The organism is Undibacterium sp. TJN19 (assembly GCF_049339485.1).
Lineage (GTDB): Bacteria > Pseudomonadota > Gammaproteobacteria > Burkholderiales > Burkholderiaceae_D > Undibacterium.
In genome coordinates this window covers 392,639-419,554 of sequence record NZ_JBMPPL010000003.1, presented here as the reverse complement: position 1 = coordinate 419,554, position 26,916 = coordinate 392,639, and the positions used below count along the sequence as shown (strand labels likewise).

Genomic DNA, 26,916 nt, shown 5'->3' with positions numbered 1-26,916 from the left:
GTCTTTAAGGATATGGAGTAGCGCCTGGTATGAAAAAATCTCTTGCTATAGGACTGGCAGCAAGCTTGCTGACCCTGCTTGGCGTGACCTCTTACCATGCAATTGCCTATGTGGCACAAGTGCAACCGGCCAGCAGTGTCGCGCTCAGTTCCCCCGTCAAGCCCTTTGAAGTTGATCCTTCCTGGATAAAATCTGGCAATCCTAACTTCAGGGCGACAGAATTCTTCAAATCCCATGATGGAAAAACCAGCTCAGGCATATTCGAATGTGATGGCCCCTCTACTTTTGAATGGCACTATCAATTGGATGAAACCATTTATGTACTCGATGGCGGAGTTGATATTGACTACCAGGGCAAGCATTTTTCACTGAAAGCGGGTGAAACTGCTTTTTTCCGTGCTGGCACCAAGGCGCTCTGGCATGTTCCCAAAGGCATACGCAAAAGCTGGACCCTGCATGACGCGGGCAAACCTGCGCGCGGACTGGCCAGTTTGCTCAAATAAGTACTCAGGCAGGTGAACAAGACTTGTCAGAAGTATAGAAAAAATGATTATTCTTGAGCGCCTTGCTGGTTCTTCCTGTCATGTGCTTTCATGCTGGCTTCGACAGATGCCTGAAACCAGCGCCAGCGCGAATGCATCAAGCCAGATAAAACCTGGTATTCATCTTCTTCCACTACGTCACGTGAAGCCTGCTCATGAAGTTGCACGAATCTCACTGAAATGGCATTTGGCTTGCGCTCTTGCCTGACCAGCCTGATTTCCCTGATGATGTATTCATCCAGTGTCATATAAGTTATGTCCATTTGTGCTTTTAAGTATCAGAGCGCTTTGACCGCAGCGAGGAATATCCCAAGCTTAATCAGCCACTTTATCGCTGGGAACACGGATAGAGGCGCGCAGTAAATGACTCATCGGCATATTCAAATTGATACCGTTTGGGAAAATGGGGCTGGCAAACCATTTTTTGTACATGGCATAAATTTCACCATCGAGCATGATGCGCGACACTTCACGGTCAATCAGGTGCTTGAAATCAGGGTCTTGTCTGGCCAGCAAGATGGCATATGGCTCTGCTGACAATGAATCGCCAACGACCACAAAGTCAGCCGGATTTTTAGCAGCCGCCCGCAAACCATTCAGCAAGACATCATCCATCGCGAAAACATCTGCTTCTTTGCGCTCCACCATGGCAAAGGCTGCCGCGTGGTCTTTACTTTCCAGCAAAGTAATATTGAGTGAGCGTATTTTGTCCCTGTCTATCAGGGTCTGCGCATTGGTGGTGCCTTTCGTGGTGACGACTCTTTTATCGCGCAGGTCTGACCAGTTTTTTATTCCTGAATCTGTTCTCACCAACATCCGGGCACCGGCAATAAAGTAAGAAATGCTGAAGTCAACCTGTTTGCGGCGCTCCTTCGTGTTGGTGGTAGAACCGCATTCAAGATCTGCCTTGCCATCAGCAATCATTTGCATGCGGTTCGCAGGTGTCACCAACACATACTGCACATCCAGATGTGTCAGTTTTAACTCACGCCTGACGGCCTCCACAATCTTCTCGCAGATATCCATGGCATAACCAATGGGGTGCTTTTTATCGTCCAGATAAGAAAATGGCATGGAAGATTCACGATGTGCAATGACTATCGTTTTTCGTTCACTGATCCTGGCCAGGGTGTCACTCGCCCTGGATTCCAGCGAAGACAACAACATGAGAAGAACGACGATTTTCATCATTGATACAGGCATGGTGTGGGCTCCGGTAAATTAAACAAGACTTAATGCTGATGGGTGAGTTGTGCGTTTTCTTCAGACAGACTGACGCAGCGGCGCGCAAGAATTTCAGTAGGATCGAGCAAGGCAACACGCTTGCCGTCGATAAAAAAGTCCGTGGTTTGCGACAACAGCAAAGGCAGCTCTGTGCAACCCAAAATGACCACTGTTGCGCCACGCCTGACCAGATGCCGCAAGGCTTGCATCAAATCCTCCAGGCATTCACCTTCAAGATAGCCAGCCTTGATGCCTTTTTCGCCGTAAATCGCACGCATCAACTGGTCTTGATGCGCATCATCAGGCACCATAAGATCAAAGTGAGCGCCTCTTGCCGCATCGTGATAGACACGGCTACTGATTGTTCCCGTTGTCGCGAGCAAACCGACCTGGCTCTGTTCACTATGGTGATGCCGTATGAAAGAAATTGTTTCGAACAGCATATTCACGATGGGTATGGAAAGGTAAGGCTGAATACGCGCGACATAGGCATGTGCTGTATTGCAAGGAATGGCGATCACTGCGGCATCATTCGCCTCCAGCCGTTTGCAGGCGGCGTAAATGGCAAGAGTAGGATCTTCACCCCCGGCAATCAGATTCGCCGTCCTGTCTGGAATCTTGGGGTTGTGCTCAACAATCAACTTGATATGATCCTGATCGCGTCTGGCATCCGTGTTTTTGATGATTTTTTCCATAAAATCAACTGTGGCAGCCGGCCCTACACCCCCTATGATGCCTATCTTGTAAGAGGATGGTCTTACTGTCTCATCATGCGTAAGCGCATAATCAACATATGCCTGATTCGCATCCAGGATGGGAATGCCGCGATGTCTCAGTGCTTCTGCGACGATGGCTATTTCGGTAGCGCCGGGAATAATGACATCAACGCCTTGTTCCATCAGGTTCTCACAGGCTTTTTGCAGCAAATCCAGAGCATCTCCCTGTAAATTGCCGGTCTTGATGCCATTCACGCCATAAATCGCCTGCATGACACAGGCATCCTGAATTTCCAGGTTCGGGTATACCAGAACGTAGTCCTGCTTTTCAAAATAGCGTTCGAAAAGCTGATTTTTTTTCACATAGTCTGAAGTCAAAACGCCGATCTTATGCGAAGAAGGTAAGGCAGACCTCAAATGCTGTAGTAAGGCATGCATGATGTTGACGACTGGTAAAGCCAGTTCCGCCTCAAGCTCATCAAGAAAGGTGTGGCTGATAAAACAGGGAACAAGAACACTATCGATCTGACGCCCCTCAAATTGCTTCATCATGTCGAAAATATACAACTTGCGCCCATTCAAATCAGGGCTGGCCTTCGCTGAATGATCATCCCCGTCGAATGGATGTTGCTCGAACAAGATGTCGTCATTCTCCATACCGCCACGTTGAGTCACCGTACGCATCAGTTTGAAATACACGTCAGCGCCAGCCAAAGCACCCAAACCACCGATGATGCCAAGGCGTTTTCGTGAAGTCTTGTGAGACGTGGTCATATGTATTGGCTTTCCGGTAAGGCGTATCAATTAACTAAAGATACCTAAATCTGACATCGCGACTATGCAAATTCGCACTAGATCTATGCATTAGCGGCATAGCAGTACAAGCTGATTCAACTTAGAATGGGTAACCGGCTCACCAGGCTCACGCAGCAATATGAAAAGAGCAGAAACAGGGGAAGAAAATGGATACCAAATGGATAGAAGATTTTCTGAGTCTGGCGCAAACGCGAAATTTCTCCCGCTCGGCAGAAGAAAGAAACGTCACGCAACCCGCACTGAGCAGAAGAATCAAGGCGCTGGAAGCCTGGGTAGGCACCGACCTGGTTGACCGCAGCACTTATCCACTGGTACTGACAGCCGCGGGTAAAATATTCAGCGCCTCTGCCACAGATTCGCTCCGCATTCTCAATGACACGCGCGCCATGTTGCGCGTTGAGGGTGCTGACGAAAACATGCTGCACATCTCCGCCGGGCACACGCTGTCGCTGAATTTTTTCCCGATGTGGCTCAATGGCATGCAAGCCAGGCTGGGCAAGATACGCACACGGATTTTACCGGCCAACGTCCATGATTCGGTGTTATCGCTGGTAGAGAAAAACTGCGACCTGCTTTTATGTTATTACCATTCGGATCTGCCGATAGAACTGGATCCGGCGCGCTATCACTGTGTCAGCCTGGGTAGCGAGATGGTCATACCGGTTTCTATCCCTAACCGTGCGGGTTCGGCAGCGTTTTCACTTCCTGGCAGCAAGAGCAAACCAACGCCGCTGCTGGCTTACACGGGCGCATCATTTTTCGGCCGGGTAGTCGAGCGCATTATCGCCAAAACCAGTCAGCCCAGTTTTTTCGTTCACACCTACGAAAGTGATATGGCAGAATTACTGAAAAGAATGGCATTGACAGGGCATGGCCTTGCCTGGCTGCCAGAAAGTTGCATCGTCCGCGAGCTGGCCGAAGGCAAACTGGTGCGTGCGGGTGGTGAGCAATGGGGCATGACGCTGGAAATACGCTTATATCGCGCTGTTGACAATAAGAAAGCGCTACTCAACACCATGTGGGATGAGTTAAGCCATACGTAAAACTGTTCATGAAACTGCTGATCAAGACGGCAGAAGGGCTTGCACCACTTCTGCCTGCCAAAATCATCGTGTTATTCAAAAATTGATTTCGCCAAAGCCAGAGCACTGAGGAAAGCATTCTCCACCCGACCGGCGCCTTCCAGTCCGGCAGCAAACCAGTCACCGCAGACGCCAATCTTTTGTCTGGCATTCCACAGGCTATCGGCATCTACCGGTTTTTCAGCCTGCGCATAACGCCAGCGATGCACTACTGCGTGAATTGGCTGTATCCATGAACCCGTAGCTTCATGAAAAGCCTTGGTCAGTTTTTCTTTTACCCGCTCATCATCATCTTCCAGATGCTCCAGGCTCCATGCAGCGGTGGCGTGACAGACCCAGCGCTCACCTGCCCTGTGCAAGGGCTTGGCATCATCATGGGCGATCCAGCCCAGTCTTGAATTATTGATCCAGGCACCATCATAGGGCAACTCAAGCGAAGTCTGAAAACCCAGCATCAAGGTCCAGCAAGGGGACAGACGCGCCTGCTTGGCCTGCTTGGCGAAAGCAGGTACCACGCTCAACAGGGGCTCCGCCTGGTCAGCCGGTATCGCCAGTATCACCGCATCAAAAGGCCCGGCAGTGGCGGCTACAGGCACTTCGCTGGAGCGTATGGACAATAGCCATTGCTTGCCATGTGCTTCCAGCGCCGTTACCTGTTGCTCACACCGCACATCCAGGCCATGCGCCAGTTGCTTGCCCAGCGCGCTCATACCAGGCACGGGCACATAACGGGTAGACGATTTACCTGCGGCCTTGCTGGTGCCTGCATCCAGTGTTGCCAGCTTGGTAGTCCAGGGGACGACCCAGCCAAATTTTTTCCAGTCAGCGACCTCTTTCTTGAAACGATCAGAACTGGCAGTGAAGTATTGTGCGCCATGATCAAAACCGCCTAGTTCTGTGTGTCTGGTACTCATACGGCCACTTACACCCATGCTTTTTTCATACACGGTGACGGCATGCCCTTGTGATTGCAATTGTCTTGCGACAGTCAAACCTGCCAATCCAGCACCAACAACAGCGATATGCATAGTATTTCCCTTATGGAGAAAATTTGAGGCAATAAAAAACGCCCGCGTAAATATGCTTGCGGGCGTCGATTCAATTCATTTTAAACATGCGGGATCATTGCTCGTTTTCTTCTACTGGCCAGTCTCGAATGTATGCCTTCAGCATTTTATTTTCGAAACTTTGCGCTTCCAGTACTGCTCTTGCCACGTCGTAGAAAGAAATGACACCCAGCAAGGTTTTTGCATCCATGACTGGCAAATAACGGGAATGCTTTTCCAGCATCATGCGCCGTACTTCATTGACTTCAGTTTCCGGCGTCACGGTCAGTGGGTGATCATCCATGTATTTGCGCACCGTACCCGAACCAAGAGAGCCCTGGTTTTTATGGATGGCACGTATCACTTCACGGAAAGTCAGGATACCGACCAGATCGCCATATTCCATGACCACCAGCGAACCAATATCCTTTTCTTCCATGACGCTGACTGCTTCGGTGATAGCAATGTCAGGAGTAATCGTGAAAAGTATATTGCCTTTCACCTGGAGTATTTCTGAGACTTTCATGATGCCCCTCCTGTTTGTGCGTTTGTACCTAAGTACCTTATTGCGTTTTTATTGTCGTTCATTGCAATGTATCGCAAGCCTTGCAAAAAATCCAGCATCTAAAATAATTTCCTGATGAAAATACACTGATTTTGCAAGCTTGGTGCCTGCGATGGTAGCATTCAGCATCAAAACAGGGAGAGTCTCCGATGAGCGGACCAAAATACCACGGCTTCGACACACTATCATTACATGCAGGCGCAACACCCGACCCTGTCACAGGCGCCCGTGCCACACCAATTTATCTGACATCGTCGTTTGTTTTCAAGGATTCTGATCACGCTGCCTCTCTATTCAATATGGAGCGCGCTGGTCATGTGTATTCCCGCATATCCAATCCCACCAATGCAGTGCTGGAAGAAAGAATTGCCGCACTGGAAGGCGGGGTTGCTGGAATCGCTGTTGCCAGCGGGCAAGCTGCCATGCATTTGGGTTTGAGCACAATAGCTGGTGCGGGCTCGCATGTGGTCGCGTCCCGCGCCCTGTATGGCGGCTCGCAAAACCTGCTGGCCTACACGATGAAGCGTTTTGGCATAGAAACCACCTTCGTCGATCCACGGGATCTGAATGCTTGGCGCGCAGCAATCCGCCCAAATACCAAAGTATTTTTTGCAGAAACCCTGGGCAACCCGGGGCTGGATGTACTCAATATCCCTGCGGTAGCCGAGATTGCCCATGAAAATCATTTACCATTGATGTTGGATGCGACTTTCACTACCCCTTATCTGTTAAAGCCGTTTGATCATGGGGCTGACCTGGTATTTCACTCAGCGACCAAGTTCTTGTGTGGGCATGGCACAGCCATCGGCGGCCTGTTGGTGGATGGTGGCACCTTCAACTGGCAGGAAGCTTATGAAAAAACCGGTCGTTTCGCTGAATTGTGCGAACCCTATGATGGCTTTCACGGCATGGTATTTGCGGAAGAATCCAGTGTTGCACCATTTTCACTGAGAGCAAGACGTGAGGGTCTGCGTGACTTCGGTGCCTGCCTGAGCCCGCACAATGCCTTTGCGATTTTGCAAGGCATAGAAACACTAGGGCTGCGCATGGATCGCCATGTTGCCAATACCCGCAAAGTGGTCGAATTTCTGGTGGCACATCCGGCGGTTGAAGCAGTGTCTTACCCTGAACTTCCATCGCACCCCGACTACGAGTTGGCCAAGACGCTGCTGCCCAAGGGTTGCGGCGCCGTGTTTTCTTTCAATATCAAGGGCAATCGCGCTGCGGGCCAGCGCTTTGTGGAATCACTTTCCATCTTTTCGCACCTGGCTAATGTTGGCGATGCCAAATCCCTGGTCATACACCCTGCGTCTACTACGCATTTCCGCGTTCCGGCAGAACAATTGCTGGCGTCTGGCATTACCGAGGGCACGATGCGCTTGTCGATAGGACTGGAAGATGTCGACGATTTGATTGAAGACCTGGCACGTGGCTTGAAAGCTGCACAGAAAGGGGCCTGAGATGCTATATCAAGTTCAGGGACAAGCGGCATATTGCTATACAGGCGGTAAAACTTATCAACCAGAATTACCGACCGTGGTTTTTATTCATGGCGCCCAAAATGACCATTCAGTTTGGGGCTTGCAGAGCCGCTATTTTGCCTATCATGGCTTTAATGTACTGGCCGTTGATCTGCCCGGCCATGGCCGTAGCAAGGGCGATGCGTTGACCAGTGTAGAGCAGATGGCAGACTGGCTGATTGCACTGATGGATGCCGCCAGGGTGCCGCAAGCCACGTTGATTGGCCATAGCATGGGATCACTGATCGCACTCGAAACCAGCTTCAGGGCACCCACCCGCGTGAGCAAACTGGCACTGGTGGGTACGGCCTACCCGATGCGAGTTTCCGATACCTTGCTCAATGCAGCAAGAGATGAAGAACAGACTGCGATTGATATGGTCAATATCTGGTCGCACAGTTCAATCGCACATAAGCCTTCTTCCCCTGGCCCAGGTTTCTATGTCATGGGTGTCAGCCAGCGACTGATGCAAAACATCTCAAAAATCAATCCAAAACAGGTTTTCCATACCGATTTCAGCGCCTGCAATGCCTATGCCAATGGTGAAGTCGCAGCACAGGCAGTCACTTGCCCTACCCTGTTTTTACTGGGCAGGAAAGACATGATGACACCCGTCAAAGCCAGTGCCATATTGAGCAAGTCAATTGCACATAGCCAGCAAACCATCATAGAGAACTGCGGGCATTCGCTGATGGCGGAACAGGCAGATCAGGTACTCTCAAGCCTGCTTGCATTTGCCCGGACATAAACAGCATGGCAATGAATCTGGAAAGCTGGGCCTTGTTTACCCTGACAGAAGCTGCCCTGTCCCTCTCACCAGGGCCAGCCGTGATGATGGTGGTTGCCTATGGCATAGCCAGGGGATGGCGTACATCGCTATTCGTCACACTGGGCATATTGACTGGCAATGCGATTTACTTTGTCCTGTCGGCAACTGGCATAGGGTCTTTGCTATTAGCCTCGCCCAGGGTATTCATGGCGATTAAATATCTGGGGGCTGCTTACCTGATTTATCTGGGGCTATCGGCAATTTTCGGCAAGCCGTCACCCATGACCATTTCCAGACTGGATGACAAGGTTTTAAGCGGCAAACGGATTTTTACTGGTGCATTGATGCTGCAACTGACCAATCCTAAAACCTTGCTGATGTTTGTGGCGATACTGCCGCAGTTCATTGACCCAGCCCAACCTGTGGGTTTGCAGATGCTGATACTGGCGGCCTGCTCCATCATCCCGGAATTCTTCATTCTACTGGGCTACGGCATGCTGGCCAGTAAAGCTAGCCATTGGGCAACGCAGGAAAGATATGCCGTCATCACCGAGCGCATCGCGGGCACGCTGGTCATGGGTGCAGGCATCATGGTAGCGATTGTCTAAGATTCCGAACAGACAGACATCACACTGCGCTTTTTGGGCAGTGTGATATCTGACAATCGACTCGTTACGCCTGAGCAGGCAGGCGCTGGCTCAGGTTAGCCAGGTAATCAGCCCGGAAACGCCGCAAGATATAGTCTTTATAGTTATTGTGCTTGAGATTGTCCCAGGCGGCTTCCCTGCCCCTGGCTGATTTTTCTTTTGCCGCCTGCACCAGATCCTTATTGCATTCAAGACAGGCATCTGTCATCAGTTCATAGCCATATAGCTGCATGAATTCCTTCGTCAGGCTCTCGATGACTTCTATCTCTTGCAGGCTGAGCTGCTGTTTGAACTTATCTTTATTTGCCATCAACGGCGGGAAACGATTACTTTCCCATAGTGCCGACATATGGGAAATCTGTTGCGCCTCACTCGAATGTTCGACATCCAGCATTTCGGGCAAAAAGGCAATACCGAAAAACTGACAGATGGCGCGCAGTACAGTTTCCTGGTTACTCAGAAAATCTTCATAACGTATGGTCAATACGCGATCAGGGTAACGTTGCACGATATCGCGCGCAAGCTGATGCGCTTCCAGCCATGACAAGGCATTCAGTGTGGAATCATAGTCATGAATAATCGCGCGGTTCATCGATGCCACTTGCGCCCTGGGGTCACGGACTACATTCAGGAACAGCATGTCCGGGAACAGTTGCAGCAATTCTTCCGCATAGTGAACACTGTCAAGCGACTTGTCCATGACGATACTCGCATGATGCTGTTCGCCGGTGCGCAGCAGCAATTCCCATAATATTCGGTGCACGCTACGCGTCTGATGCTTTATCGATTCAAAAATATCGACCGGATCAAACACGATGTCTTTCCACTTCACCATACTGGCAGATTGCAGGCCCACCACATCTACCACCAGGCGGAAATAGGCTTCATCATCTTCCAGGTTGCCATAACGCGGCACTAATGGCATGAAGTCAACGATGTGCAGCGGATACGGAGAATAAAACTCTTTGCTGTTATTCAGGCGCAGGCGCAATGCATGACTGCCGCAGCGCCGCAAAGGGATCATCAACACGGGTCGCGGACGCTTTACACCAGCGGTATTCACTTGGGTATCTGAAACGCTATCGTTACTATCCATGTTCGTCTCCTGAGCTGATAAACCAATAAGCAGAAAAACTTTATTTCTTAAGTCATTTTTATCACGATGTAGTTTGAGTAATGAAGGATGGTACCTGCTCAAAATAGGCGGCAAAGCACCGGGTAAAATATTCAACTTCCGACGCTGCCAATTGGTTAATGCCGGCGGCACTGCGTCGACCACCTCCGCTGACAAACCGGGAGCAGAACTGACTTGCCGAATGCGTATCTGGCTGCCCCGAACGGACACTGACTACATAGGAAGCATCTGACCTGGCAGTTAAGACGGCAAAAGATTTTCCTGGATCCTGCACACTCAGTTGATTTGCCAATATCCCTGAAACACGTCTGGCCCACGCCTTTGCTGGCAAGATATATATGGCGCACGCCTCGGCTTGCCAGGTCGCACTAATTCCTTGCAAGGCAAGCATATCTTCAGCGTAGGCTTTGCGTAAAACGGCAAACTCAGTCGCCGTATTAATGAAATCAAATGGGTCTGTATAAATATGTACAGCCTGATACAAGGCAGCCGGATGAAAATGCAGGTCTTCGACGCTTTCGCCGTACGCGTTATAGTTAATGAGCGTGCCAAGCTCGTGTAATTGCCCGCACTGCGCCGGACTCATCCCAAGTTGCTGGGCCATCTGGCGCGCCACATGCTGCAGGTTGTCACCATAAGCAGCCACCACGGCCCAATGGGCATATTTTTCGCCTAAATAACGATTCACAAGAATACTGGTGCACACGTCGGCGGCAGTATCACAAAACAATTGCAGGTGCTCATGCTCGAAAGCTTGCGCCGCATTATGATGATCAAAGTAACTGACCATTGCACCGGCAGACAGATGTTCGCGCAAGGGGCGTATATTGGCATCCAATGAAATATCCAATATGGTCAGTCTGTCGCCCGGGCCTGACTGAAAGCGTGTCAGCAAATCAATATCTCGCTTGGCACCGGTAATTAATGTTGCGTCACGAGATTCGTGTAAGCGCAACTGATGCAGGGCACAGATACCATCTGCATCACCATTGAACACATCAAAATCCTTACTTGCAGCATTTGTATCAACAAGCATTTTTCTCTCGCACCTCAACGAATTCTTTAACGCCCCACCCTTTGTCTCTTGGTTTGCCTGCGCATCTGTATGTGCATTTATTTGATATAACAAAGTCCGATAAGATGGCGATATAACTTATCTGCGGCATCTTCTATGGTATGCAATTCGGAATTGATTTCCATATCCGGATCTTCAGGTGACTCATAGGGCGCCGACACACCGGTAAATTCGGGGATTTCACCACGACGGGCTTTCGCATACAAGCCCTTGGGGTCACGCCTTTCACAGACAACGCCCGGCGTACTGATGTGAACTTCGATAAATCGTTCGACACCAATAATTTCTTTCGCCATGGCACGATCATCGCGAAATGGTGAAATGAAAGCGGTGATGACGATAATACCTGCCTCGTTAAGCAAATGGGCAACTTCTGCCGCCCGTCTGATATTTTCGCGCCTGTCATGCGCAGAAAAACCCAGGTCGCTGTTTAAGTGATGGCGCAGATTATCGCCATCAACGACAAAGCAACAGTGCCCCCTGTCCAGCAAGTTTTTTTCAAGCGCATAAGCCAGCGTGGATTTACCCGCCCCGCTTAAACCTGTCAGCCATAAAGTCGCCGGTCGCTGATGTAATAATCGTTCCCTTACATGCGCGCTGACAACGCCATGATGCCAGTTGATATTGGTACCATGCGATTGGGGGTTTGGCATAAAACGGCCAAATCTGGTCCTGCGTTCAACGATGACAGCCTGTTCGGATGCTTCTTGCAAAATTGCTGTAGTCGCTTGCATTTTCCAACCCCCAAATAAAATTTGACCTGTTCAATGCTTCTAAAACTCTTCCCAATCCTGCGTACCAGCCTGATGATTACCAGGAGAATTTACCACCCGTTTGATGTGATTGAGGTTTTGTTTTTTGTCTTGTGGCGTCGCTTTCTTGACCAATGGGATGACCTTCTTGTCAGCTTTGGCAGGCTGACCAGTCATGACCGCCTCGCGCCAGCTCTGGTCGGTAAATTTACCGGCTTCAAGCTGGAAGGTACTGACCAGGCTGGATAAGTCATCGGCCTGATTTTGTAAGGCAGAAGCTGCCGCAGCGGCTTCTTCCACTAATGCCGCATTTTGCTGTGTGACATCATCCATCTGCACGATGGCTTCATTGATTTGTTCTATGCCAACGGTCTGTTCCTGGCTGGCCTGCATGATTTCGCTCATGATTCCGGTGACGCGCTTGATGCTGGCAACAATCTCTTCCATTGTCAGTCCTGCCTGATCAACCAGTTTTGCGCCAATATCAACCTTGGTGACCGAGTCGTCGATCAAAGTCTTGATTTCCCGTGCAGCCTCAGCCGAGCGTTGTGCAAGGTTGCGTACTTCGGTCGCAACAACGGCAAATCCTCGCCCCTGTTCACCAGCGCGCGCAGCTTCAACTGCCGCGTTAAGGGCAAGGATATTGGTTTGGAAAGCGATACCGTCAATGACGCCAATAATATCGACGATCTTGCGAGAAGAAGCGTTGATGGAACCCATGGTGACAACCACTTCTGACACGACCGAGCCACCTTTGACGGCCACATCAGAAGCTGACTGGGCAAGCAGGTTTGCCTGTCTTGCGCTATCGGCATTTTGTTTTACTGTCGAGGTCAACTCTTCCATGGAAGAAGCAGTTTCTTCTAGCGAGCCAGCCTGTTGTTCCGTACGCGATGATAGATCCATATTTCCCGAAGCAATCTGTCTTGAAGCCGTGGCGATTGTATCGGTACCTGAACGCACCATGCCGACGATGTCTGCGAGTCCTTTCTGCATTTCCCGCATGGCATGCATCAGGCTACGGGTATCATTGGCTTCGAGATGAATTGGTACAGCCAGGTCACCTGCGGCAATTCTTTCTGCAATTTGTACGGCATATCGAGGTTCGCCACCCAATTGTTTCAACAGACTTCTGACAATAAGCAAGGAAGCGACAATTCCCATCAGCAAAGCGGCAGCACCGAAGCTATACATCAGTTTTTTTGCATTGGCGTAATCCACTTCGGCTTGCGCAATTGCCTCTGCATTCTGTTTATCTTCATCTGAAATGAAGTCATTCAACAGTTCCCACCATTTTTTTTGCACAGGTCTGAATTCAAAGCGCAAAAGCTTGTAGGCCTCTTCACCTTGTTTTTTAACCCCTAGATCCGCACCTCTTGCAATAAACGGTTCGGCCAGTTTTGCCTGGTCCTTGATGCGGTTAAATAAGGCGATTTGTTCGGCTGTGCTGTTAGGATCATCCGCGAACATTTTTGTCAGCTTGTCTTCAGCGTCAGCATATTTTTTTGCCTGTGCCTTGATCCTGCTAACTTCGATCTGGATCTCGGCTTCATCAGTGAGCAAAATAAGATTTCGCAAAGCAAGCGCGCGCTCGGTCACTGTCAGGTACATGGTCGAAGCCAACTTGGACTGCACATTATTGACGTTGGCAATCTCCTCAAGGCGTTGGTGCATCCTTGCCATGTAGGTCGTCCCCAAAAGCAGAACTACCAGCAGTAAAACCAGCACCAAGCCAAAACCTGTCGTAAGACGGGTAGAGACTTTCGAGTTCTCGATCTTCATGATTCCCCCAAAAACATTTTCAGACAAACAACAAAATGACTGAGTAAGGGCTTGCAATGCATTGCTACACAAATCCATATTGCCACACAGAAATTAATACTTCAAGGCAATTTGTTAAATATTGTGATTTTTAACCCAGCGAGACTTGCTATTGAAATGGATTTTATATAGTAATTAACTATTAACCTCTAACAAAAATCGCATATCCATATTCGTTATCAATATATCAAATTCAATAATAGTAGAATTTATTTCAATGTCAATATTGAAATAAATATTATTTTAATAATATTTTCAAGTGAATTCGCATTTGAAAATTTTTGAAATTTGATTGTTGGTTTTATCCGCTCATTGTCTGCACTGACGTCATTCTATTTGCGCTTACCATTAACCTGATAAAAGTATTTTTTCGGAAAATCCCAATGCGCATGCTAAAAAAATCGGAGCTCCCTAGCAAACTCTGCCTGCAATGTAATAGGCCATTTACGTGGAGAAAAAAATGGAAGAAAGTTTGGAGTGATGTGAAATACTGCTCGGATCGCTGCCGCCAGGATAACAAACGTCAAGCATGACTATTTCAACTTCACCTCTTGCAGCAGACACGGCAACAATCTACTGGTTTCGCAACGATCTGCGCTTAGTTGGCAATCCTGCTCGAAGCGCCAGATCTGGGAATCGCTGATTGACGCTGACATGACAGAGCCTGCTGCACCGCCGGGTTTGAGGCGCAATTGATTGACTACGACGTCTACAGCTATCAAGGCAAAGAGCTATATATCGCCATCACCGGACAAGGCATCGATCCCCTGAACGGAAGACGGTTTAATATTCAAAAAAAGCCTATGATCATGAGCAAGCTGATGTATATCAACGGCTGAGGAATTCACTATAATGATGACGATGACTATAAAAAAACTCACCCTCAGATTGATCCTGGGCGACCAGCTCAATCTGCAACATCGCTGGTTTACCGAAGTCGACGATGACACAGTATATGTCATGATGGAAGTTCGACAAGAAACCGATTACGTACTACATCACGCGCAAAAGATTCTGGCGATTTTCGCTGCAATGCGCGACCTGTCAAGACAGTTATGCGAAGCTGGGCACAGAGTGCATTATCTCGCTATTGATGACGTACACAACACCCAGTCAATGCCCAATAATATTGATGCGTTGATCAGTCTTTACCAGGCCACTGTATTTGAGTATCAGGCACCCGATGAATGGCGCCTGGATCAACAGTTATATCAACATGGGCGCCGATCGCACATCCCCTGGATAATGATCGATAGCGAACATTTTTATACCGGGCGTAATGAAGTTGCAGATATCTTCACAGGGCGCAAACAATGGCTGATGGAGTTTTTCTACCGCCAGATGCGGGTTCAACATCAGGTGTTAATGGAGGATAGCAAAAAACCTCTGGGAGGTCAGTGGAACTATGATCACGACAACCGCAAGCCGTGGCGTGGTATACCCAGCGAACCGCAAGATGTGCGTACTTTGCATGATCATTCTGATTTGTGGAAAACCATCGTGCAGGCAGGTGTGAAGAGTTTCGGCAATCCCAAGGCGGATCAACTGTCTTGGGCGCTGAACCGGGATGAGGCATTGCAACAACTGGATGCATTCATTAACAATGCCTTGCCGCAGTTTGGAGATTTTCAAGATGCCATGAGTACCAAGGCCTGGCGTTTGTTTCATTCGCTTTTGTCGTTTTCTTTAAATGTGAAAATGCTGAGTCCACGTGAAGTCGTTGCCAAAGCTGAAGCGGCCTATCACGCAGGCCAAGCGCCACTGGCCGCGGTTGAGGGGTTTATCCGACAAATATTAGGGTGGCGTGAATATGTGCGCGGTGTCTACTGGGCTAACATGCCAGATTATGCAGAGAAAAATTTCTTTGGCCATAAGCGTGCGCTACCTTCCTGGTTCTGGGATGGTAAAACCAGGATGAATTGTTTGTCACAGGCGATAACACAATCGCTGGAACAAGCGCATGCACATCACATTCAGCGTCTGATGGTCATTGGAAATTTCGCCTTGCTCGCCGGCTTAGATCCAAAGGAAGTACATCACTGGTATTTAGGCATCTACATCGATGCATTTGAGTGGGTAGAGCTTCCCAACACGCTGGGCATGAGTCAGTTTGCCGACGGCGGATTACTGGCAACTAAACCCTACGTGTCCAGTGCTGCCTACATTGATCGCATGAGTGACTATTGCAAAGGCTGCCACTACGATAAAAAGGTCCGCATCGGCGAACGTGCTTGTCCATATAATGCCTTGTATTGGGATTTTTTTCATCGCAATACGAATACGTTGGCGAGGAATCCACGCATTGGCATGGCGTACAGACAGTTGGAGAAAATGGATGCCGCAACGATTACGGATTTCCAGAAGCAGGCGCAAAGTATTTTCGATAATTTAGATTTATTGTAAATCCATACTGTAGATTGCCCATCCAATGTATTAAATGAAAATAAGGAAATCCAATCCATTCAGGGCCGCTGGTTTGCGGCTTGTGGTCAAGGTTTTGCTGCCCTGTTTTCGGGTATCACACGCATCAGCATGTTTGCACATTAAAAACTTTATTCAAAGCGATATGCCATGCTGATATGCGGTATGCCCGCCTCTTCAAAAATATCGCCATCGCGCAGATAGCCTTCTTTCAAATAAAAATTTTCTGCTGACTGCTGGGCATTCAAGCGAATCGTTTTTTCACCACGCTGCTGCGCCTGCGCCATCAGGGCACGCAATATCATTGCACCTATACCCATGCCTCTGGCCTCACCCAGAACTGCCATGCGACCGATATGCGCATCTGGCAATAGACGGCCGGTACCCAGCGCAAGACCTGTTTCGTCATAGACAACCGCGTGCACACATTGCGCGTCTGCGGCATCCCATTCCAGTTCGGCAGGAATTTTCTGCTCCACAACGAAAACCGCATAGCGTATTGCCTGTGCGTCTTTTTGCAAGGTGTCCCAGTCAGCAATCACTATGCGTAAATTAGCTTTGTTCATGATCGTGTATCAGCAGGTAAATGTGTTTCGAAGGCCGTTATTATCGCACGCCATGCATCGCTGACTGGTACGGCTTTTCTTTTTTCGGTATCTGCATATACATACACCAGTTCGCCTGAGATGAGCTGATTTTCGCCGAGTTAAATCTCAAGTAGGAATTGCAAGGAAGAACGCCCCATGCTGGCACAACGCACCCCGATATCAAGTTCATCATCAAACCTGGCTGGTGCCATGTATTCAAGCGTCGCTTTACGGGCGAATAACTCCATCCCGTTCGCTGCTTGTGAAATGACATTTGGCAAGCCGGTAGCACGCCAGTATTCGGTAAAAGCCACATCAAAATAATTCAGGTAGTGGCCATTAAAGACAATAGCCTGCATATCCACTTCAGACCAGCGTACTCGCAAGCGATGGAAGAAAGCGAAATCTCTTTTTGCCATGGGCTTAGCTCTTCAAATAATCGCGTATCAATTGATTAATGCGCTGCGGCTGTTCATGGATGATCCAGTGTGAACCCTCAGGAATGCGCTGCACCTGCAAGTCTGCAACGAATTCCTCCAGTCCATCCAGCAGGGTTTTAGGCAGCGCCTTATCGTTCTCCCCCCAGATCACGCGAACCGGCACCGTCACCTTGAAATCAGCAGGATTTAATTGCAATTTCAACGGCCCCGGATTGCTCTCTGTCGGTGGATGCAAAGGTGAAGCACGATAATAATTAACACCTCCGCTCAAACCACGCGCCCAGCAGGCATGGTATTTTTCTCTGGTGTCTGTATCAAACCATGGTGCCTCGCCCTGCCCCATGCCATTGAAAAAGCCATCCATCAGGATGAAATTATCTTTTGCGAGTGCCTCTTCTGATCCAGGCGTACGCAACCAGTTCATGTATTCGCTGGATTGTTTTTGTGCAGCATCATTGACCAGCGCGTGCATGAACAGATAAGGATGTGGGGAATTGATGATAATGAGTTTTTCAAACAAATCTGGCAGAACAGTCGCCATATTCCAGCAAACTGCACCACCCCAGTCATGTGCGACAACGACGGCTTTTTCGTAACCAAGATGTGCTATCAGTAAACGCAGATCGTCAACAATGTGCTTGGCCTTGTAGGCCGTCACATCTGCCGGCATGTCGGACAAATTAAAACCACGCAAATCTGGCGCGACAGCGAAATAGTCCTGACCAAATTCAGCCAGTTGTGCTGACCATTCATACCAGAACTCTGGGAAACCATGCACAAACAACATAAGGGGTCTTCCCTTTTCACCTGCACTGGCGTAATGCAGGCGTGTGCCGTTTTCCAGATTTGCATATTGCATGCTTTGTATTTGCGCAGTCATCCCTGTGTCCTTTTTCAGGTGAAATTATTATGCCTTCAGTTTGGCGCGCAGCATGTCACGTATGTGTGGCGCGGCTTTGTAGGGGTCTCCAGGATTGCGTTGCAGAATGATGTCTTCCATGCGTTCCTGCACGTTACCCAATGCGCCCGGATGAGAGAAGATATAGAACTGTTCGTCAGCAATTGCCTTGAAGGTATTTTCAGCCACTTCTTGTGCCGTCACTTTGCCAGAGTTCACTGCCTTGTCTGACATGGCCTGCGCCGCTCTCTGGCTGGCTGTGGGCGCAGAACCTGGTACATCTTCGGGACGATTTCTATGCGATTGTGAAATGCCGGTAGGCACAAAATAAGGACACAGTACAGAAGCACCTATCGGTGCTTCAACCAGTTTCAAATCCTGGTACAGTGATTCAGACAGCGACACCACGGCATGCTTGGAAACATTATAGACACCCATGGTAGGCGCATTCAACAAGCCGGCCATTGAAGCCGTATTGACGATATGTCCTTCAAACTGCGGGTCTTTCTTTGCACATTCCAGCATCAGATTGGTAAAAATGCGCACGCCGTGGATGACACCCCAAAGATTGACGCCGATCACCCAATCCCAGTCTGTCTGCGAGTTTTCCCAGATTAGCCCGCCTGAACCTACACCCGCATTATTGAATACCAGATGCACGGCACCAAATTTTTCCATCGCTGCATCGGCCAGGGCTTGTACTTCTTCAACATGACGCACATCGCAACGCATGGCCACAACCTGTGCGCCCAACTCTTCCAGTTCTGCCTTGACTTTATCAAGTGCATCTTGCTGCACATCTGCCAGCACCAGCTTCATGCCCAGACGTGCACCGATCAATGCAAATTCACGCCCAAAACCGCTGGCACCACCAGTGATGACGGCTACTCTATCCTTGAATACTTTCATATTGTCTCCTTTATGTCATTGTATGTAATTTATTAAATCTTTTTTTTGCTTCAGTTTATTTTGCGCGTTTCATCTGGAACCCTACACGTGGAAAATGCACAAGCACAGTTCCTGCACGCGCATCTTCACGACGTACAGCCAGTTCATTTTCGCTAGCAATCACCAGTTCACCCACGACCGGGTCCAGCGCATAGTCGGTCGGCATGATGGCAACCTGCTCACCCAGAGCGATGCCATGACTATCAACAAAATTGCGCCCGTCCATATCAAAAACTTGCGCTTTCTTTGCGATCTCCAACGCCTCAGCACTACTTAAAGTTTCAGACTGGTGATGCCCAAAAGCGGCAACCCGGTCCATCCATTTCAATAATTTTGGATGACCATCAAAAATGGGATTGATCGCCGGCGCTGTGCGTATCAGCCATAAAGTCTGATACACAGAGAAGTCGGCGATACTAGCTTGTGCCCCCAATAAAAAGGGCGCATCACTCTCAAGCATACTGTCGAGGCGTCTTAAATATTCGCACAACTGTCCCTTGGCTTCACCCATACTGCTACGAGGCATATTGCCACGCATGGTGGCGCGATCCGCACTGAAGGCCTGCATTTCTTCAGCACTGATATCGCCGAAGATGGAAGGAATGGCGGCGGGCTGAAACGCATAAGGAATGGCCGTCCAGAACAAGGTGCTGTCCGCCCATTGCGCCAGATTACGGGCAAGGCCATTGACGGTAGGCGGATACAGCGAAGGCGCAGGTGAACGCTTGTCCAGCACCTCAGCGATAAGAGACGTGTCGCAATAAATATCAGCGCCAATTTGCAGTAGCGGCGTGCGCCGGTACCCGCCTGTTAAGGCCGTCACATCTGGCTTGGGCATGATGATGGGTACCGTAACTGATTTCCAGTGCAATTGTTTAAAACCGAAAATCAAACGAATTTTTTCCGAAAACGGAGAAATCGCAAAATTATGAAGAATCAAATCGGACATGGTTGCTCTGCGCTTTTGGGTTGATAATTTGACTTAAACCAGTTTCACCAGTTGCTTGCCGAAATTCCGGCCTTTCAACAAGCCGATAAAGGCGTCTGGTGCAGCAGCGATTCCTTCCGCAACAGATTCCCTGAATTTCAGTTTGCCTGTTGCTACCAGACCGCCCAGCTCTTTCAAGCCTTGCGGCCACAGATCCATGTGCTCAGAAACGATGAAGCCGCGCATGGTCAGGCGCATGGTCAGGAAAACCCTGGCATTCTTGATTGTCAGTTGCTCGCCGTTATAGCCCGAGATCAGGCCACACAGTGCGATGCGTCCAAAGGCATTCATGCGCGCCAGGCTGGCATCAAAAATCTCGCCACCGACATTTTCAAAGACGGCATCAATACCGTCTGGCGTTGCTGCCGCCAGGTCGGCAACCAGATTGCCTGCCTTGTAGTCAATGCAGGCATCAAAACCGAGTTCATTGACCACATACGCGCATTTATCTGCACCGCCGGCAATACCAACCACACGGCAACCCATTTGTTTGGCAAGTTGCCCGACCACGCTGCCCACCGCACCGCTGGCGGCAGACACGACAACGGTTTCACCTGCTTTGGGTTGCATGATCTGGGTCAGGCCATACCAGGCTGTCAAGCCCGGCATACCGACTGAACCCAGGTAAGCGGGTAGAGGGATATGCGTCGTGTCAAGTTTGCGCAGCAACTGACCATCAGAAACACCGACTTCAGTCCAGCCCAGCATGCCAATAACCTTGTCACCTATATTGAACTTTGGATTTTTGCTGGCCGTCACCTCACCTACTGTACCGCCTATCATGGTTTCACCGATAACTTGCGGTGCGGCATAGCTTTTTGCATCTTCCATACGGCCACGCATGTAAGGATCTAGCGATAAAAAGTGATTGCGTATCAATACCTCGCCATCCTTTAACTCTGGAACAGGCAGAGTTTCAAGACGAAAATTTTCGGCAACCACTTCACCCTTAGGACGGGAAGCCAAAACAATACGTTGAAAATTTGTACTCATATTTTTCTCATTTCATTAAGTGATTTGCCACAGCCTGGAAAGCGCGATAAGTGACCGGGTCACTGGCACCATTGGCAGCAATGGGATGGGATGAAAATTTAACGATGACCATTTCAGCCACCGGGTCGATATAAATCCGTTGGCCATGTATGCCACGTGCTTCAAATGTCTGGTGGCTGTTATGACCCACCCACCACATATTGCGGTATGAATAACCGGGCAAGGTCGCATAAGCCGCCTTGGCAAATTTTACCGGCTCACCACCTTTGCGTATATCTTCCACCGCAGCAGCCGCGATGATCTGTTGTCCGTTGAATTTACCACCCAGGCGCATCATCTCGCCAAAGCGGGCCATGTCACGCAAAGTCAGGTTCAGGCCTCCGCCACCCTGCTCTGTACCCACGCTGTCGACAGCAAAATAGGCATCATTTTCAGTGCCAAGTTTTTGCCATATTCTTTCGGATAATAAATCAGATAAGTTCTGGTTTGTCACACGTTTGACTATCCAGGCCAATACTTCGGCATTGACCGTCTTGTAGGCAAACGCTTCATCATGCTTGCCTACTTTTTTGAGTTTTACCAGGAAGTCATAAAATGTTTTAGGCCCATCATAAGCAGGAGCGACAGGCAATAAACCGCCGGATCTTGCATAGTCCCATATCTCGGCTTCTGGGTCGGCATAGTTCTCAGAATACTGAACACCTATCGTCATATCCATGACCTGTCGCACTGTCGCATCAGCATAAGCCGTGTCTTTCAACTCAGGGATGTACTTTGTCACAGCTGCGGCAGGATCGAGCTTGCCTTCAGCCGCTAAAGATGCTGCCAGCGTGCCGACAAAAGACTTGGTGACTGACATCGCAATATGCGGCAAATAAGGCTTGGTAATACCCAGATAGCGCTCATACACGATCTTGCCTTTGTGCAGCACCAGGATGCTGTCTGTATAAGTACGCCCCAGCATGTCTGACCAATTGATGTCGGCACCTTTTTCATCTGCGAAACGCAATTGATCCAGGTCACGCAAGGCCACAGGCAAGGCGGAAACCTGGCCTGCACCATGCCAGACGTTACTGGTCGGCCCCAATTCACGTCCATGCGAAAATGACCAACGGGTACGCGGAAATTGGTAGTTGCTGCCATTGGCAAATTTAATGATTTTTTCAGGCGGCGGGGGAAAGCCCTGCATCCAGCCCATTTTTTTTGGATCGCTTGCCTCAGCGTCGGGTACCGGATTTTGCGCGGATGACATACTCATGAATGGTCCACCGAGTAAAACTGCAAAGAGTATGGCGAAGCGGGTCTGCTGCATGTTTGTCTCCATTATTTTTTAATTGGACTTGCAAGCGCTGCTTTTATATTGCTGTCTTTAAATGCATTAACTGAGCTCAGTCACTGCCGTACAATTTCTTCATGTTCTCGCCAGACTTCAGGCGGCGCAAATATTTGAATGTGCCCATGGCCTTGGCGATCAGCTTGTCACCGCTCCAAACTTCGCCTTCGCAAAAGCACATGGTCGTGGATTGGTGAAATGCCTTGCCGCGCGCTTCCATGCGACCGCCTGGTATGCCACCTGGTTGCAGGAAAGAAGTTTTCATTTCCACCGTAACGACACCTTTAAGGTCGGTACTCAGTGAGCGGCCGGCCATTGCCATGACAACATCAAGCATCGTCATGGTGATGCCACCGTGGGCGATCTGCCAGCTATTCATGTGCCGTTCAGTCAGGTCAAGCGCGAGGCGTGCCTGGCCATTTTCCATTTCCAGGAATTCCACGCCCAGATCATGTAAAAAGGGATTGAGTACCGGTGTTGGTTGTGCGATAGGAAGACTCATACGTAGTCCTGTCAGACGGCAGAAACGCCGCCATCAACCGCCAGGGTCTGGCCGGTGATATGTTTGCCTGCATCACTGGCAAACAACAGGGCGATGCCTTTCAGGTCTTCGTCATCACCGATGCGTTGCAAAGGGGCTTCCATCGCCAGTTTTTCTTCCCCCAGATGTTCGAGTATGCCCTTGGTCATCTTTGAAGGGAAAAATCCGGGCGCAATCGCATTGACGGTAATACCATGCACACCCCACTCACCTGCCAGGGTACGTGTGAAATTGATGACGGCAGCCTTGGACGTATTGTAGGCAATGGTCTGCATGGTGCCAGGTGCATTGCCGGCCAGCCCGGCGATAGAGGCGATATTGATGATGCGGCCGTGCTTGCGCGGGATCATTGAACGCTTGCCCACTGCCTGCGACATCAAAAAAATGCTGCGTATGTTCAGGTTCATGACCTTGTCCCAGGCATCAATGGGGTAGTCTTCAGCAGGCGCACCCCAGGTTGCACCGGCGTTATTGATGAGAATATCAATATGCCCAAGGCGCGCCAGGGCTTCATCCACCAAGGGCGTTACGGCGGTTTCTTTGGATAAATCAGCGGCAATTGCGCTGGCGTGGATGGCACGCCCTTGCAGATGGGCTACCGCTTCGTCCAGGTCGGACTGCTTACGTGACGACAGGATCACTCTCGCGCCCTGCTCACCGAGTGCTTCGGCCATTTGCAGGCCAAGGCCACGTGAGCCACCGGTAATCAAGGCTGTTTTGCCACGCAGATCAAATAATTGCTGGACTGTACGTGGTTCGGTTTTAGAAGCATTTGTCATTTTTGTCTCCGTTATCAGCAGATATCCCATGTGCAAAGACGGCACATGAAATTCTGCTTTAATTATTCAGGGTTCGCGATGATCGCGTTAAGAACAGGCTTGACGATGGCAATATCAAAACCATGCATCCTGCATTTCATAGGTGGTCATATCAAGGTTTGCCAGCAAATCGAGTTGTGGATGGACACGTGGCAATTCCCAATGGAAGAAATACTTACATGCCTGCAACTTACCTGCATAGAAGTCAGCATCATGATGATTTTCCTTATGCAGACAAAGCAAAGCTTGCTCCAGCCACATCCAGGCGACCACGGCGTGGCCAAACACTTCCAGGTAAGCGGATGCATTTGCCAACGTCTTGTTGGCATCCCCACTGGCATGCAATTGCTGTGTTACCGTCGCCAGCCTTTGCAAGACCCGCGCCAGTGATTTGGTATAGGCCAGTAATTCAGGGTGAGTAGTCGCACGTGACAAAGTTTTATGTATGGCTTCACCCAGCGCTTCCAGTGCCGCACCGTCATGCATGATGACTTTACGGCCCAGCAGATCCAGCCCCTGTATGCCATGTGTACCCTCATGGATAGGGTTCAGGCGGTTATCACGATAAAACTGTTCTACATTGTATTCGCGCGTATAACCATAGCCACCATGTACCTGTATTGCCAGGTTATTCGCTTCCAGGCACCATTGCGAAGGCCAGGACTTGGCAATCGGCGTTAATATTTCCAGCATCTGCGCCGCATGTATGCGCGCTTCAGCACTGGTGCCGGTACGTTCTTCATCAACCAGACGGGCACAATATAAATTCAGCGCCAGACCACCTTCGACATAGGTTTTTTGTGCCAACAGCATGCGCTTGACATCGGTATGCTGGACGATGGGCAGTTGCGGAGCCGCCGGATCTTTATTCAAGGGGGCCCGGCCTTGCGGGCGGTTACGTGCATAATCCAGTGCATGCAGGTAGCCAGTGTAACCAAGCATGACAGCGCCCAGGCCAACACCTATGCGCGCCTCATTCATCATATGGAACATATTGGCCATACCGCGGTGCAGGGTGCCGACCAGATAACCAATGGCCCCAGCCTTGCCTTGTGGTTTGAATTTGCCTTCACCAAAATTCAACAGGCAATTGGTCGTGCCGCGATAACCCATTTTATGGTTAAGACCGGCGAGCACTACGTCATTGCGTTCACCAAGACTACCATCGGCATTGACGAGTTTTTTCGGTACGATGAAAAGTGAAATTCCCTTGACGCCCGGGATTAATTTACCATTTTCATCCGGCACCTTGGCCAGCACCAGATGCACGATATTTTCCGACAACTCATGTTCGCCAGCCGATATCCACATCTTGTTGCCAGTGATGCGATAACTGCCGTCTTCTTGCGGTTCGGCACGCGTAACAATGTCTGACAGGCTGGAACCTGCCTGGGGTTCGGACAGGCACATGGTGCCAAAGAAACGGCCATCAAGCATGGGCTTGACGAAGGTTTCTATCTGTTCCGGCGTACCACATTTCAGTATGGTATTGGCATTGCCTATGGTCAGGAAAGGATAAGAAGCCGTGCCGACGTTGGCGCCCTTGAAATAGGCGAAACCAGCTTTTTCAACCACACAGGGTAACTGCATGCCGCCGACATCAAAGTCTTGCCCGGCGGCCATCAGGCCTGCTTCGCAAAAAGCTTTCAGGGCAATCTTCACTTCAGGAATCATGTGTACCGCTTCGCCATCGAAATGCGGTTCTTCCTGGTCGTTTTTCTTATTATGGGTGGCGAACAAGTCTGTCGCAATTTGCTCGCAGGTGTCCAGTGCTGCATTGAAGGTCTCGCGGCTATGATCGGCGAAACGGGGTCGCTGGTTCAGGGATTCGACATTCAGCCACTCATACAGCAGGAAATCGAGATCGCGACGGGAGAGGATTTTGGATTGCATGGCGTTTTTTTGGAATAAAAAGATGAATCACCTATTTTGCTCATACTGCATGACAGCAGTATGAGCACCCGACATGCTGGTTAATCAAACCACTTCAAACAAGCCCGCTGCACCCTGGCCACCGCCAATGCACATGGTGACAACCACAAACTTTGCACCACGACGTTTGCCTTCGATCAAGGCATGACCAGTCAGGCGTGCGCCTGACACACCGTAAGGATGACCAACGGCAATGGCACCGCCATTGACATTGAGTTTATCCATAGGAATGCCGAGTTTGTCAGCGCAATATAAAACCTGCACGGCAAACGCTTCGTTGAGCTCCCACAGGCCGATATCGTCGACTTTCAAACCGGCTTTTTTCAACAATTTAGGGATAGCGAAGACCGGGCCTATGCCCATTTCATCAGGCTCGCAACCGGCAACGGCAAATCCGCGGAAGATACCCAGCGGTTGCAGACCCCGTGCTTCTGCCAGTTTGCTATTCATGAGGATGGCAACGGATGCACCATCAGAAAACTGACTGGCATTACCCGCCGTGATTACACCACCAGGAACTGCCGTACGTATTTTGGAAACACCTTCCAGTGTCGTGTCGGCACGTATGCCTTCATCGGCAGAAATGGTGACTTCCTTGCTGATGAGCATGCCGGTGGCTTTGTCAGCCACGCCCATGATGGTGGTCATGGGTATGATCTCCGCATCAAACAAACCGGCAGCCTGCGCGGCAGCAGCGCGCAACTGGCTTTGTACGCCATATTCATCCTGACGTTCACGCGGGATGTTATAGCGTTTCGCCACGGTTTCAGCAGTTTGCAGCATGGGCCAATAGACTTCTGGTTTGTGTTCTTTCAACCAGGTTTCAACAATCATGTGACTGTTTGCTTCATTTTGCACGCAAGAAATGGATTCGACACCACCGGCGGCATACACATCGCCTTCACCAGCAATAATTCTTTGAGCAGCCAGCGCAATGGTTTGCAAGCCGGAGGAGCAAAAACGGTTAACTGTCATACCGGCAGTAGTCACCGGACAACCCGCACGCAAGGCAATCTGGCGGGCGATATTGCTGCCAGTTGCGCCTTCAGGCGTGGCACAGCCCATGATCACATCTTCCACTTCAGCAGCATCAATCTTGGCACGCGCAATGGCAGCATTAAGTACATGGCCACCCATAGTTGCGCCATGGGTCATATTGAAAGCACCCTTCCAGGACTTTGCCAGGCCGGTACGTGCGGTGGATACGATAACTGCATCAGACATATGGATCTCCTATTAGTGTAAGTATGGGCAACGGCTTGTAACCGCATGCCATGACAGAATAAGAATTTCCCCAGGCAAATCAT

General features: G+C 49.8%; 27 protein-coding genes. 7 read left to right on the top strand and 20 right to left on the bottom strand.

Annotated elements, in window-relative coordinates; genetic code table 11:
* Positions 1 to 29 precede the first annotated feature (29 nt).
* Positions 30 to 503, top strand: a complete 474-nt coding sequence (locus tag ACO0LH_RS13265) for a cupin domain-containing protein (RefSeq protein ID WP_422941563.1) — start codon at positions 30 to 32, stop codon at positions 501 to 503.
* A gap of 47 nt (positions 504 to 550) precedes the next feature.
* Here the strand turns inward: ACO0LH_RS13265 and ACO0LH_RS13260 are convergent, their stop codons facing one another.
* The 3 genes from ACO0LH_RS13260 to ACO0LH_RS13250 are packed head-to-tail and all read right to left on the bottom strand — an operon-like array spanning position 551 to position 3,256.
* Positions 551 to 805 carry a hypothetical protein gene (locus ACO0LH_RS13260; RefSeq protein WP_422941562.1) on the bottom strand — a complete coding sequence of 85 codons (255 nt, stop codon included), beginning with the start codon at positions 803 to 805 and terminating at the stop codon, positions 551 to 553.
* A gap of 52 nt (positions 806 to 857) precedes the next feature.
* Positions 858 to 1,745 carry an amino acid ABC transporter substrate-binding protein gene (locus tag ACO0LH_RS13255; protein ID WP_422941561.1) on the bottom strand — a complete coding sequence of 296 codons (888 nt, stop codon included), beginning with the start codon at positions 1,743 to 1,745 and terminating at the stop codon, positions 858 to 860.
* Between the two features lie 29 nt (positions 1,746 to 1,774).
* Positions 1,775 to 3,256 carry an aspartate/glutamate racemase family protein gene (locus ACO0LH_RS13250; RefSeq protein ID WP_422941560.1) on the bottom strand — a complete coding sequence of 494 codons (1,482 nt, stop codon included), beginning with the start codon at positions 3,254 to 3,256 and terminating at the stop codon, positions 1,775 to 1,777.
* Positions 3,257 to 3,444: 188 nt separating this feature from the next.
* On the opposite strand from ACO0LH_RS13250, the gene ACO0LH_RS13245 reads away from it, so the two are divergent.
* Entirely contained in the window at positions 3,445 to 4,341 is an 897-nt protein-coding gene (locus ACO0LH_RS13245; RefSeq protein WP_422941559.1) for a LysR family transcriptional regulator, read from the top strand.
* Positions 4,342 to 4,412: 71 nt separating this feature from the next.
* On the opposite strand, the gene ACO0LH_RS13240 is transcribed toward ACO0LH_RS13245, so the two are convergent.
* A complete protein-coding gene (locus ACO0LH_RS13240) occupies positions 4,413 to 5,408 on the bottom strand; it encodes an NAD(P)/FAD-dependent oxidoreductase (RefSeq protein ID WP_422941558.1) in 996 nt (331 codons plus the stop codon).
* Between the two features lie 94 nt (positions 5,409 to 5,502).
* Positions 5,503 to 5,952 carry a CBS domain-containing protein gene (locus ACO0LH_RS13235; RefSeq protein WP_422941557.1) on the bottom strand — a complete coding sequence of 150 codons (450 nt, stop codon included), beginning with the start codon at positions 5,950 to 5,952 and terminating at the stop codon, positions 5,503 to 5,505.
* Between the two features lie 188 nt (positions 5,953 to 6,140).
* Between ACO0LH_RS13235 and ACO0LH_RS13230 the strand changes: the two genes are divergently transcribed.
* Genes ACO0LH_RS13230 through ACO0LH_RS13220 form a run of 3 tightly spaced genes read left to right on the top strand, consistent with a single transcriptional unit; the run spans position 6,141 to position 8,888 of the window.
* Positions 6,141 to 7,451, top strand: coding sequence for an O-acetylhomoserine aminocarboxypropyltransferase (locus ACO0LH_RS13230; RefSeq protein ID WP_422941556.1), 1,311 nt, complete (start codon positions 6,141 to 6,143; stop codon positions 7,449 to 7,451).
* A gap of 1 nt (position 7,452) precedes the next feature.
* On the top strand, positions 7,453 to 8,259 hold the full coding sequence (locus ACO0LH_RS13225; protein ID WP_422941555.1) for an alpha/beta fold hydrolase: 807 nt from the start codon (positions 7,453 to 7,455) through the stop codon (positions 8,257 to 8,259).
* Between the two features lie 5 nt (positions 8,260 to 8,264).
* The gene (locus ACO0LH_RS13220; protein WP_422941553.1) at positions 8,265 to 8,888 is read left to right on the top strand and encodes a LysE family translocator; all 624 of its coding nucleotides are present in this window, start codon (positions 8,265 to 8,267) and stop codon (positions 8,886 to 8,888) included.
* A gap of 64 nt (positions 8,889 to 8,952) precedes the next feature.
* Here ACO0LH_RS13220 and ACO0LH_RS13215 read toward each other — a convergent pair whose 3' ends face one another.
* The 4 genes from ACO0LH_RS13215 to ACO0LH_RS13200 all read right to left on the bottom strand — a co-directional run bounded on the left by ACO0LH_RS13215 (position 8,953) and on the right by ACO0LH_RS13200 (position 13,671).
* Positions 8,953 to 10,023 (bottom strand): sulfotransferase family protein, encoded by a 1,071-nt coding sequence (locus tag ACO0LH_RS13215; protein WP_422941552.1) that lies wholly within the window; start codon positions 10,021 to 10,023, stop codon positions 8,953 to 8,955.
* Positions 10,024 to 10,084: 61 nt separating this feature from the next.
* Entirely contained in the window at positions 10,085 to 11,191 is a 1,107-nt protein-coding gene (locus ACO0LH_RS13210) for a hypothetical protein (protein ID WP_422941551.1), read from the bottom strand.
* On the bottom strand, positions 11,176 to 11,871 hold the full coding sequence (gene cysC, locus ACO0LH_RS13205; RefSeq protein ID WP_422941550.1) for an adenylyl-sulfate kinase: 696 nt from the start codon (positions 11,869 to 11,871) through the stop codon (positions 11,176 to 11,178). Before cysC ends, ACO0LH_RS13210 begins: the two co-directional genes overlap by 16 nt.
* Positions 11,872 to 11,910: 39 nt before the next feature.
* Entirely contained in the window at positions 11,911 to 13,671 is a 1,761-nt protein-coding gene (locus ACO0LH_RS13200; protein WP_422941549.1) for a methyl-accepting chemotaxis protein, read from the bottom strand.
* Positions 13,672 to 14,093: 422 nt separating this feature from the next.
* On the opposite strand from ACO0LH_RS13200, the gene ACO0LH_RS13195 reads away from it, so the two are divergent.
* Together ACO0LH_RS13195 and ACO0LH_RS13190 are read left to right on the top strand one after the other, a co-directional pair.
* Positions 14,094 to 14,243: a DUF2256 domain-containing protein gene (locus tag ACO0LH_RS13195; protein WP_422941548.1), complete on the top strand. Its 150-nt coding sequence runs from the start codon at positions 14,094 to 14,096 to the stop codon at positions 14,241 to 14,243.
* Between the two features lie 319 nt (positions 14,244 to 14,562).
* Positions 14,563 to 16,113 (top strand): cryptochrome/photolyase family protein, encoded by a 1,551-nt coding sequence (locus ACO0LH_RS13190; protein WP_422941547.1) that lies wholly within the window; start codon positions 14,563 to 14,565, stop codon positions 16,111 to 16,113.
* 149 nt (positions 16,114 to 16,262) lie between these two features.
* On the opposite strand, the gene ACO0LH_RS13185 is transcribed toward ACO0LH_RS13190, so the two are convergent.
* The 11 genes from ACO0LH_RS13185 to ACO0LH_RS13135 all read right to left on the bottom strand — a co-directional run bounded on the left by ACO0LH_RS13185 (position 16,263) and on the right by ACO0LH_RS13135 (position 26,833).
* Positions 16,263 to 16,697 (bottom strand): GNAT family N-acetyltransferase, encoded by a 435-nt coding sequence (locus ACO0LH_RS13185; RefSeq protein WP_422941546.1) that lies wholly within the window; start codon positions 16,695 to 16,697, stop codon positions 16,263 to 16,265.
* Positions 16,698 to 16,837: 140 nt separating this feature from the next.
* Positions 16,838 to 17,137, bottom strand: a complete 300-nt coding sequence (locus tag ACO0LH_RS13180) for an acyl-CoA thioesterase (RefSeq protein ID WP_422941545.1) — start codon at positions 17,135 to 17,137, stop codon at positions 16,838 to 16,840.
* Positions 17,138 to 17,141: 4 nt separating this feature from the next.
* Positions 17,142 to 18,038 (bottom strand): alpha/beta fold hydrolase, encoded by an 897-nt coding sequence (locus ACO0LH_RS13175; RefSeq protein ID WP_422941544.1) that lies wholly within the window; start codon positions 18,036 to 18,038, stop codon positions 17,142 to 17,144.
* A gap of 27 nt (positions 18,039 to 18,065) precedes the next feature.
* Positions 18,066 to 18,965, bottom strand: coding sequence for an SDR family oxidoreductase (locus ACO0LH_RS13170; RefSeq protein ID WP_422941543.1), 900 nt, complete (start codon positions 18,963 to 18,965; stop codon positions 18,066 to 18,068).
* A gap of 55 nt (positions 18,966 to 19,020) precedes the next feature.
* The gene (locus ACO0LH_RS13165) at positions 19,021 to 19,953 is read right to left on the bottom strand and encodes a glutathione S-transferase family protein (RefSeq protein WP_422941542.1); all 933 of its coding nucleotides are present in this window, start codon (positions 19,951 to 19,953) and stop codon (positions 19,021 to 19,023) included.
* 33 nt (positions 19,954 to 19,986) lie between these two features.
* Complete coding sequence (locus ACO0LH_RS13160; protein WP_422941541.1) at positions 19,987 to 20,985, bottom strand: NADP-dependent oxidoreductase; 999 nt, start codon at positions 20,983 to 20,985, stop codon at positions 19,987 to 19,989.
* A 7-nt stretch (positions 20,986 to 20,992) separates the two neighbouring features.
* A complete protein-coding gene (locus ACO0LH_RS13155; protein WP_422941540.1) occupies positions 20,993 to 22,297 on the bottom strand; it encodes a serine hydrolase domain-containing protein in 1,305 nt (434 codons plus the stop codon).
* Between the two features lie 76 nt (positions 22,298 to 22,373).
* Complete coding sequence (locus ACO0LH_RS13150) at positions 22,374 to 22,820, bottom strand: PaaI family thioesterase (protein ID WP_422941539.1); 447 nt, start codon at positions 22,818 to 22,820, stop codon at positions 22,374 to 22,376.
* Positions 22,821 to 22,831: 11 nt separating this feature from the next.
* Entirely contained in the window at positions 22,832 to 23,638 is an 807-nt protein-coding gene (locus ACO0LH_RS13145; protein ID WP_422941538.1) for an SDR family oxidoreductase, read from the bottom strand.
* A gap of 114 nt (positions 23,639 to 23,752) precedes the next feature.
* Positions 23,753 to 25,570, bottom strand: a complete 1,818-nt coding sequence (locus ACO0LH_RS13140) for an acyl-CoA dehydrogenase (protein WP_422941537.1) — start codon at positions 25,568 to 25,570, stop codon at positions 23,753 to 23,755.
* 84 nt (positions 25,571 to 25,654) lie between these two features.
* Complete coding sequence (locus tag ACO0LH_RS13135) at positions 25,655 to 26,833, bottom strand: acetyl-CoA C-acyltransferase (RefSeq protein WP_422941536.1); 1,179 nt, start codon at positions 26,831 to 26,833, stop codon at positions 25,655 to 25,657.
* Positions 26,834 to 26,916: the final 83 nt, after the last annotated feature.

Excerpts from the sequence above, each read along its gene's own strand:
- ACO0LH_RS13175 (WP_422941544.1), bottom strand. The coding sequence starts at position 18,038 with ATGACTGCGCAAATACAAAGCATGCAATATGCAAATCTGGAAAACGGC.
- ACO0LH_RS13165 (WP_422941542.1), bottom strand. The coding sequence starts at position 19,953 with ATGTCCGATTTGATTCTTCATAATTTTGCGATTTCTCCGTTTTCGGAA.
- ACO0LH_RS13220 (WP_422941553.1), top strand. The coding sequence starts at position 8,265 with ATGGCAATGAATCTGGAAAGCTGGGCCTTGTTTACCCTGACAGAAGCT.
- ACO0LH_RS13140 (WP_422941537.1), bottom strand. The coding sequence starts at position 25,570 with ATGCAATCCAAAATCCTCTCCCGTCGCGATCTCGATTTCCTGCTGTAT.
- ACO0LH_RS13170 (WP_422941543.1), bottom strand. The coding sequence starts at position 18,965 with ATGAAAGTATTCAAGGATAGAGTAGCCGTCATCACTGGTGGTGCCAGC.
- ACO0LH_RS13245 (WP_422941559.1), top strand. The coding sequence starts at position 3,445 with ATGGATACCAAATGGATAGAAGATTTTCTGAGTCTGGCGCAAACGCGA.
- ACO0LH_RS13255 (WP_422941561.1), bottom strand. The coding sequence starts at position 1,745 with ATGCCTGTATCAATGATGAAAATCGTCGTTCTTCTCATGTTGTTGTCT.
- ACO0LH_RS13215 (WP_422941552.1), bottom strand. The coding sequence starts at position 10,023 with ATGGATAGTAACGATAGCGTTTCAGATACCCAAGTGAATACCGCTGGT.
- ACO0LH_RS13260 (WP_422941562.1), bottom strand. The coding sequence starts at position 805 with ATGGACATAACTTATATGACACTGGATGAATACATCATCAGGGAAATC.
- ACO0LH_RS13240 (WP_422941558.1), bottom strand. The coding sequence starts at position 5,408 with ATGCATATCGCTGTTGTTGGTGCTGGATTGGCAGGTTTGACTGTCGCA.
- ACO0LH_RS13195 (WP_422941548.1), top strand. The coding sequence starts at position 14,094 with ATGCGCATGCTAAAAAAATCGGAGCTCCCTAGCAAACTCTGCCTGCAA.
- ACO0LH_RS13230 (WP_422941556.1), top strand. The coding sequence starts at position 6,141 with ATGAGCGGACCAAAATACCACGGCTTCGACACACTATCATTACATGCA.
- ACO0LH_RS13225 (WP_422941555.1), top strand. The coding sequence starts at position 7,453 with ATGCTATATCAAGTTCAGGGACAAGCGGCATATTGCTATACAGGCGGT.
- ACO0LH_RS13180 (WP_422941545.1), bottom strand. The coding sequence starts at position 17,137 with ATGGCAAAAAGAGATTTCGCTTTCTTCCATCGCTTGCGAGTACGCTGG.
- ACO0LH_RS13235 (WP_422941557.1), bottom strand. The coding sequence starts at position 5,952 with ATGAAAGTCTCAGAAATACTCCAGGTGAAAGGCAATATACTTTTCACG.
- ACO0LH_RS13265 (WP_422941563.1), top strand. The coding sequence starts at position 30 with ATGAAAAAATCTCTTGCTATAGGACTGGCAGCAAGCTTGCTGACCCTG.
- ACO0LH_RS13160 (WP_422941541.1), bottom strand. The coding sequence starts at position 20,985 with ATGAGTACAAATTTTCAACGTATTGTTTTGGCTTCCCGTCCTAAGGGT.
- ACO0LH_RS13250 (WP_422941560.1), bottom strand. The coding sequence starts at position 3,256 with ATGACCACGTCTCACAAGACTTCACGAAAACGCCTTGGCATCATCGGT.
- ACO0LH_RS13150 (WP_422941539.1), bottom strand. The coding sequence starts at position 22,820 with ATGAGTCTTCCTATCGCACAACCAACACCGGTACTCAATCCCTTTTTA.
- ACO0LH_RS13135 (WP_422941536.1), bottom strand. The coding sequence starts at position 26,833 with ATGTCTGATGCAGTTATCGTATCCACCGCACGTACCGGCCTGGCAAAG.
- cysC (WP_422941550.1), bottom strand. The coding sequence starts at position 11,871 with ATGCAAGCGACTACAGCAATTTTGCAAGAAGCATCCGAACAGGCTGTC.
- ACO0LH_RS13200 (WP_422941549.1), bottom strand. The coding sequence starts at position 13,671 with ATGAAGATCGAGAACTCGAAAGTCTCTACCCGTCTTACGACAGGTTTT.
- ACO0LH_RS13145 (WP_422941538.1), bottom strand. The coding sequence starts at position 23,638 with ATGACAAATGCTTCTAAAACCGAACCACGTACAGTCCAGCAATTATTT.
- ACO0LH_RS13185 (WP_422941546.1), bottom strand. The coding sequence starts at position 16,697 with ATGAACAAAGCTAATTTACGCATAGTGATTGCTGACTGGGACACCTTG.
- ACO0LH_RS13190 (WP_422941547.1), top strand. The coding sequence starts at position 14,563 with ATGATGACGATGACTATAAAAAAACTCACCCTCAGATTGATCCTGGGC.
- ACO0LH_RS13155 (WP_422941540.1), bottom strand. The coding sequence starts at position 22,297 with ATGCAGCAGACCCGCTTCGCCATACTCTTTGCAGTTTTACTCGGTGGA.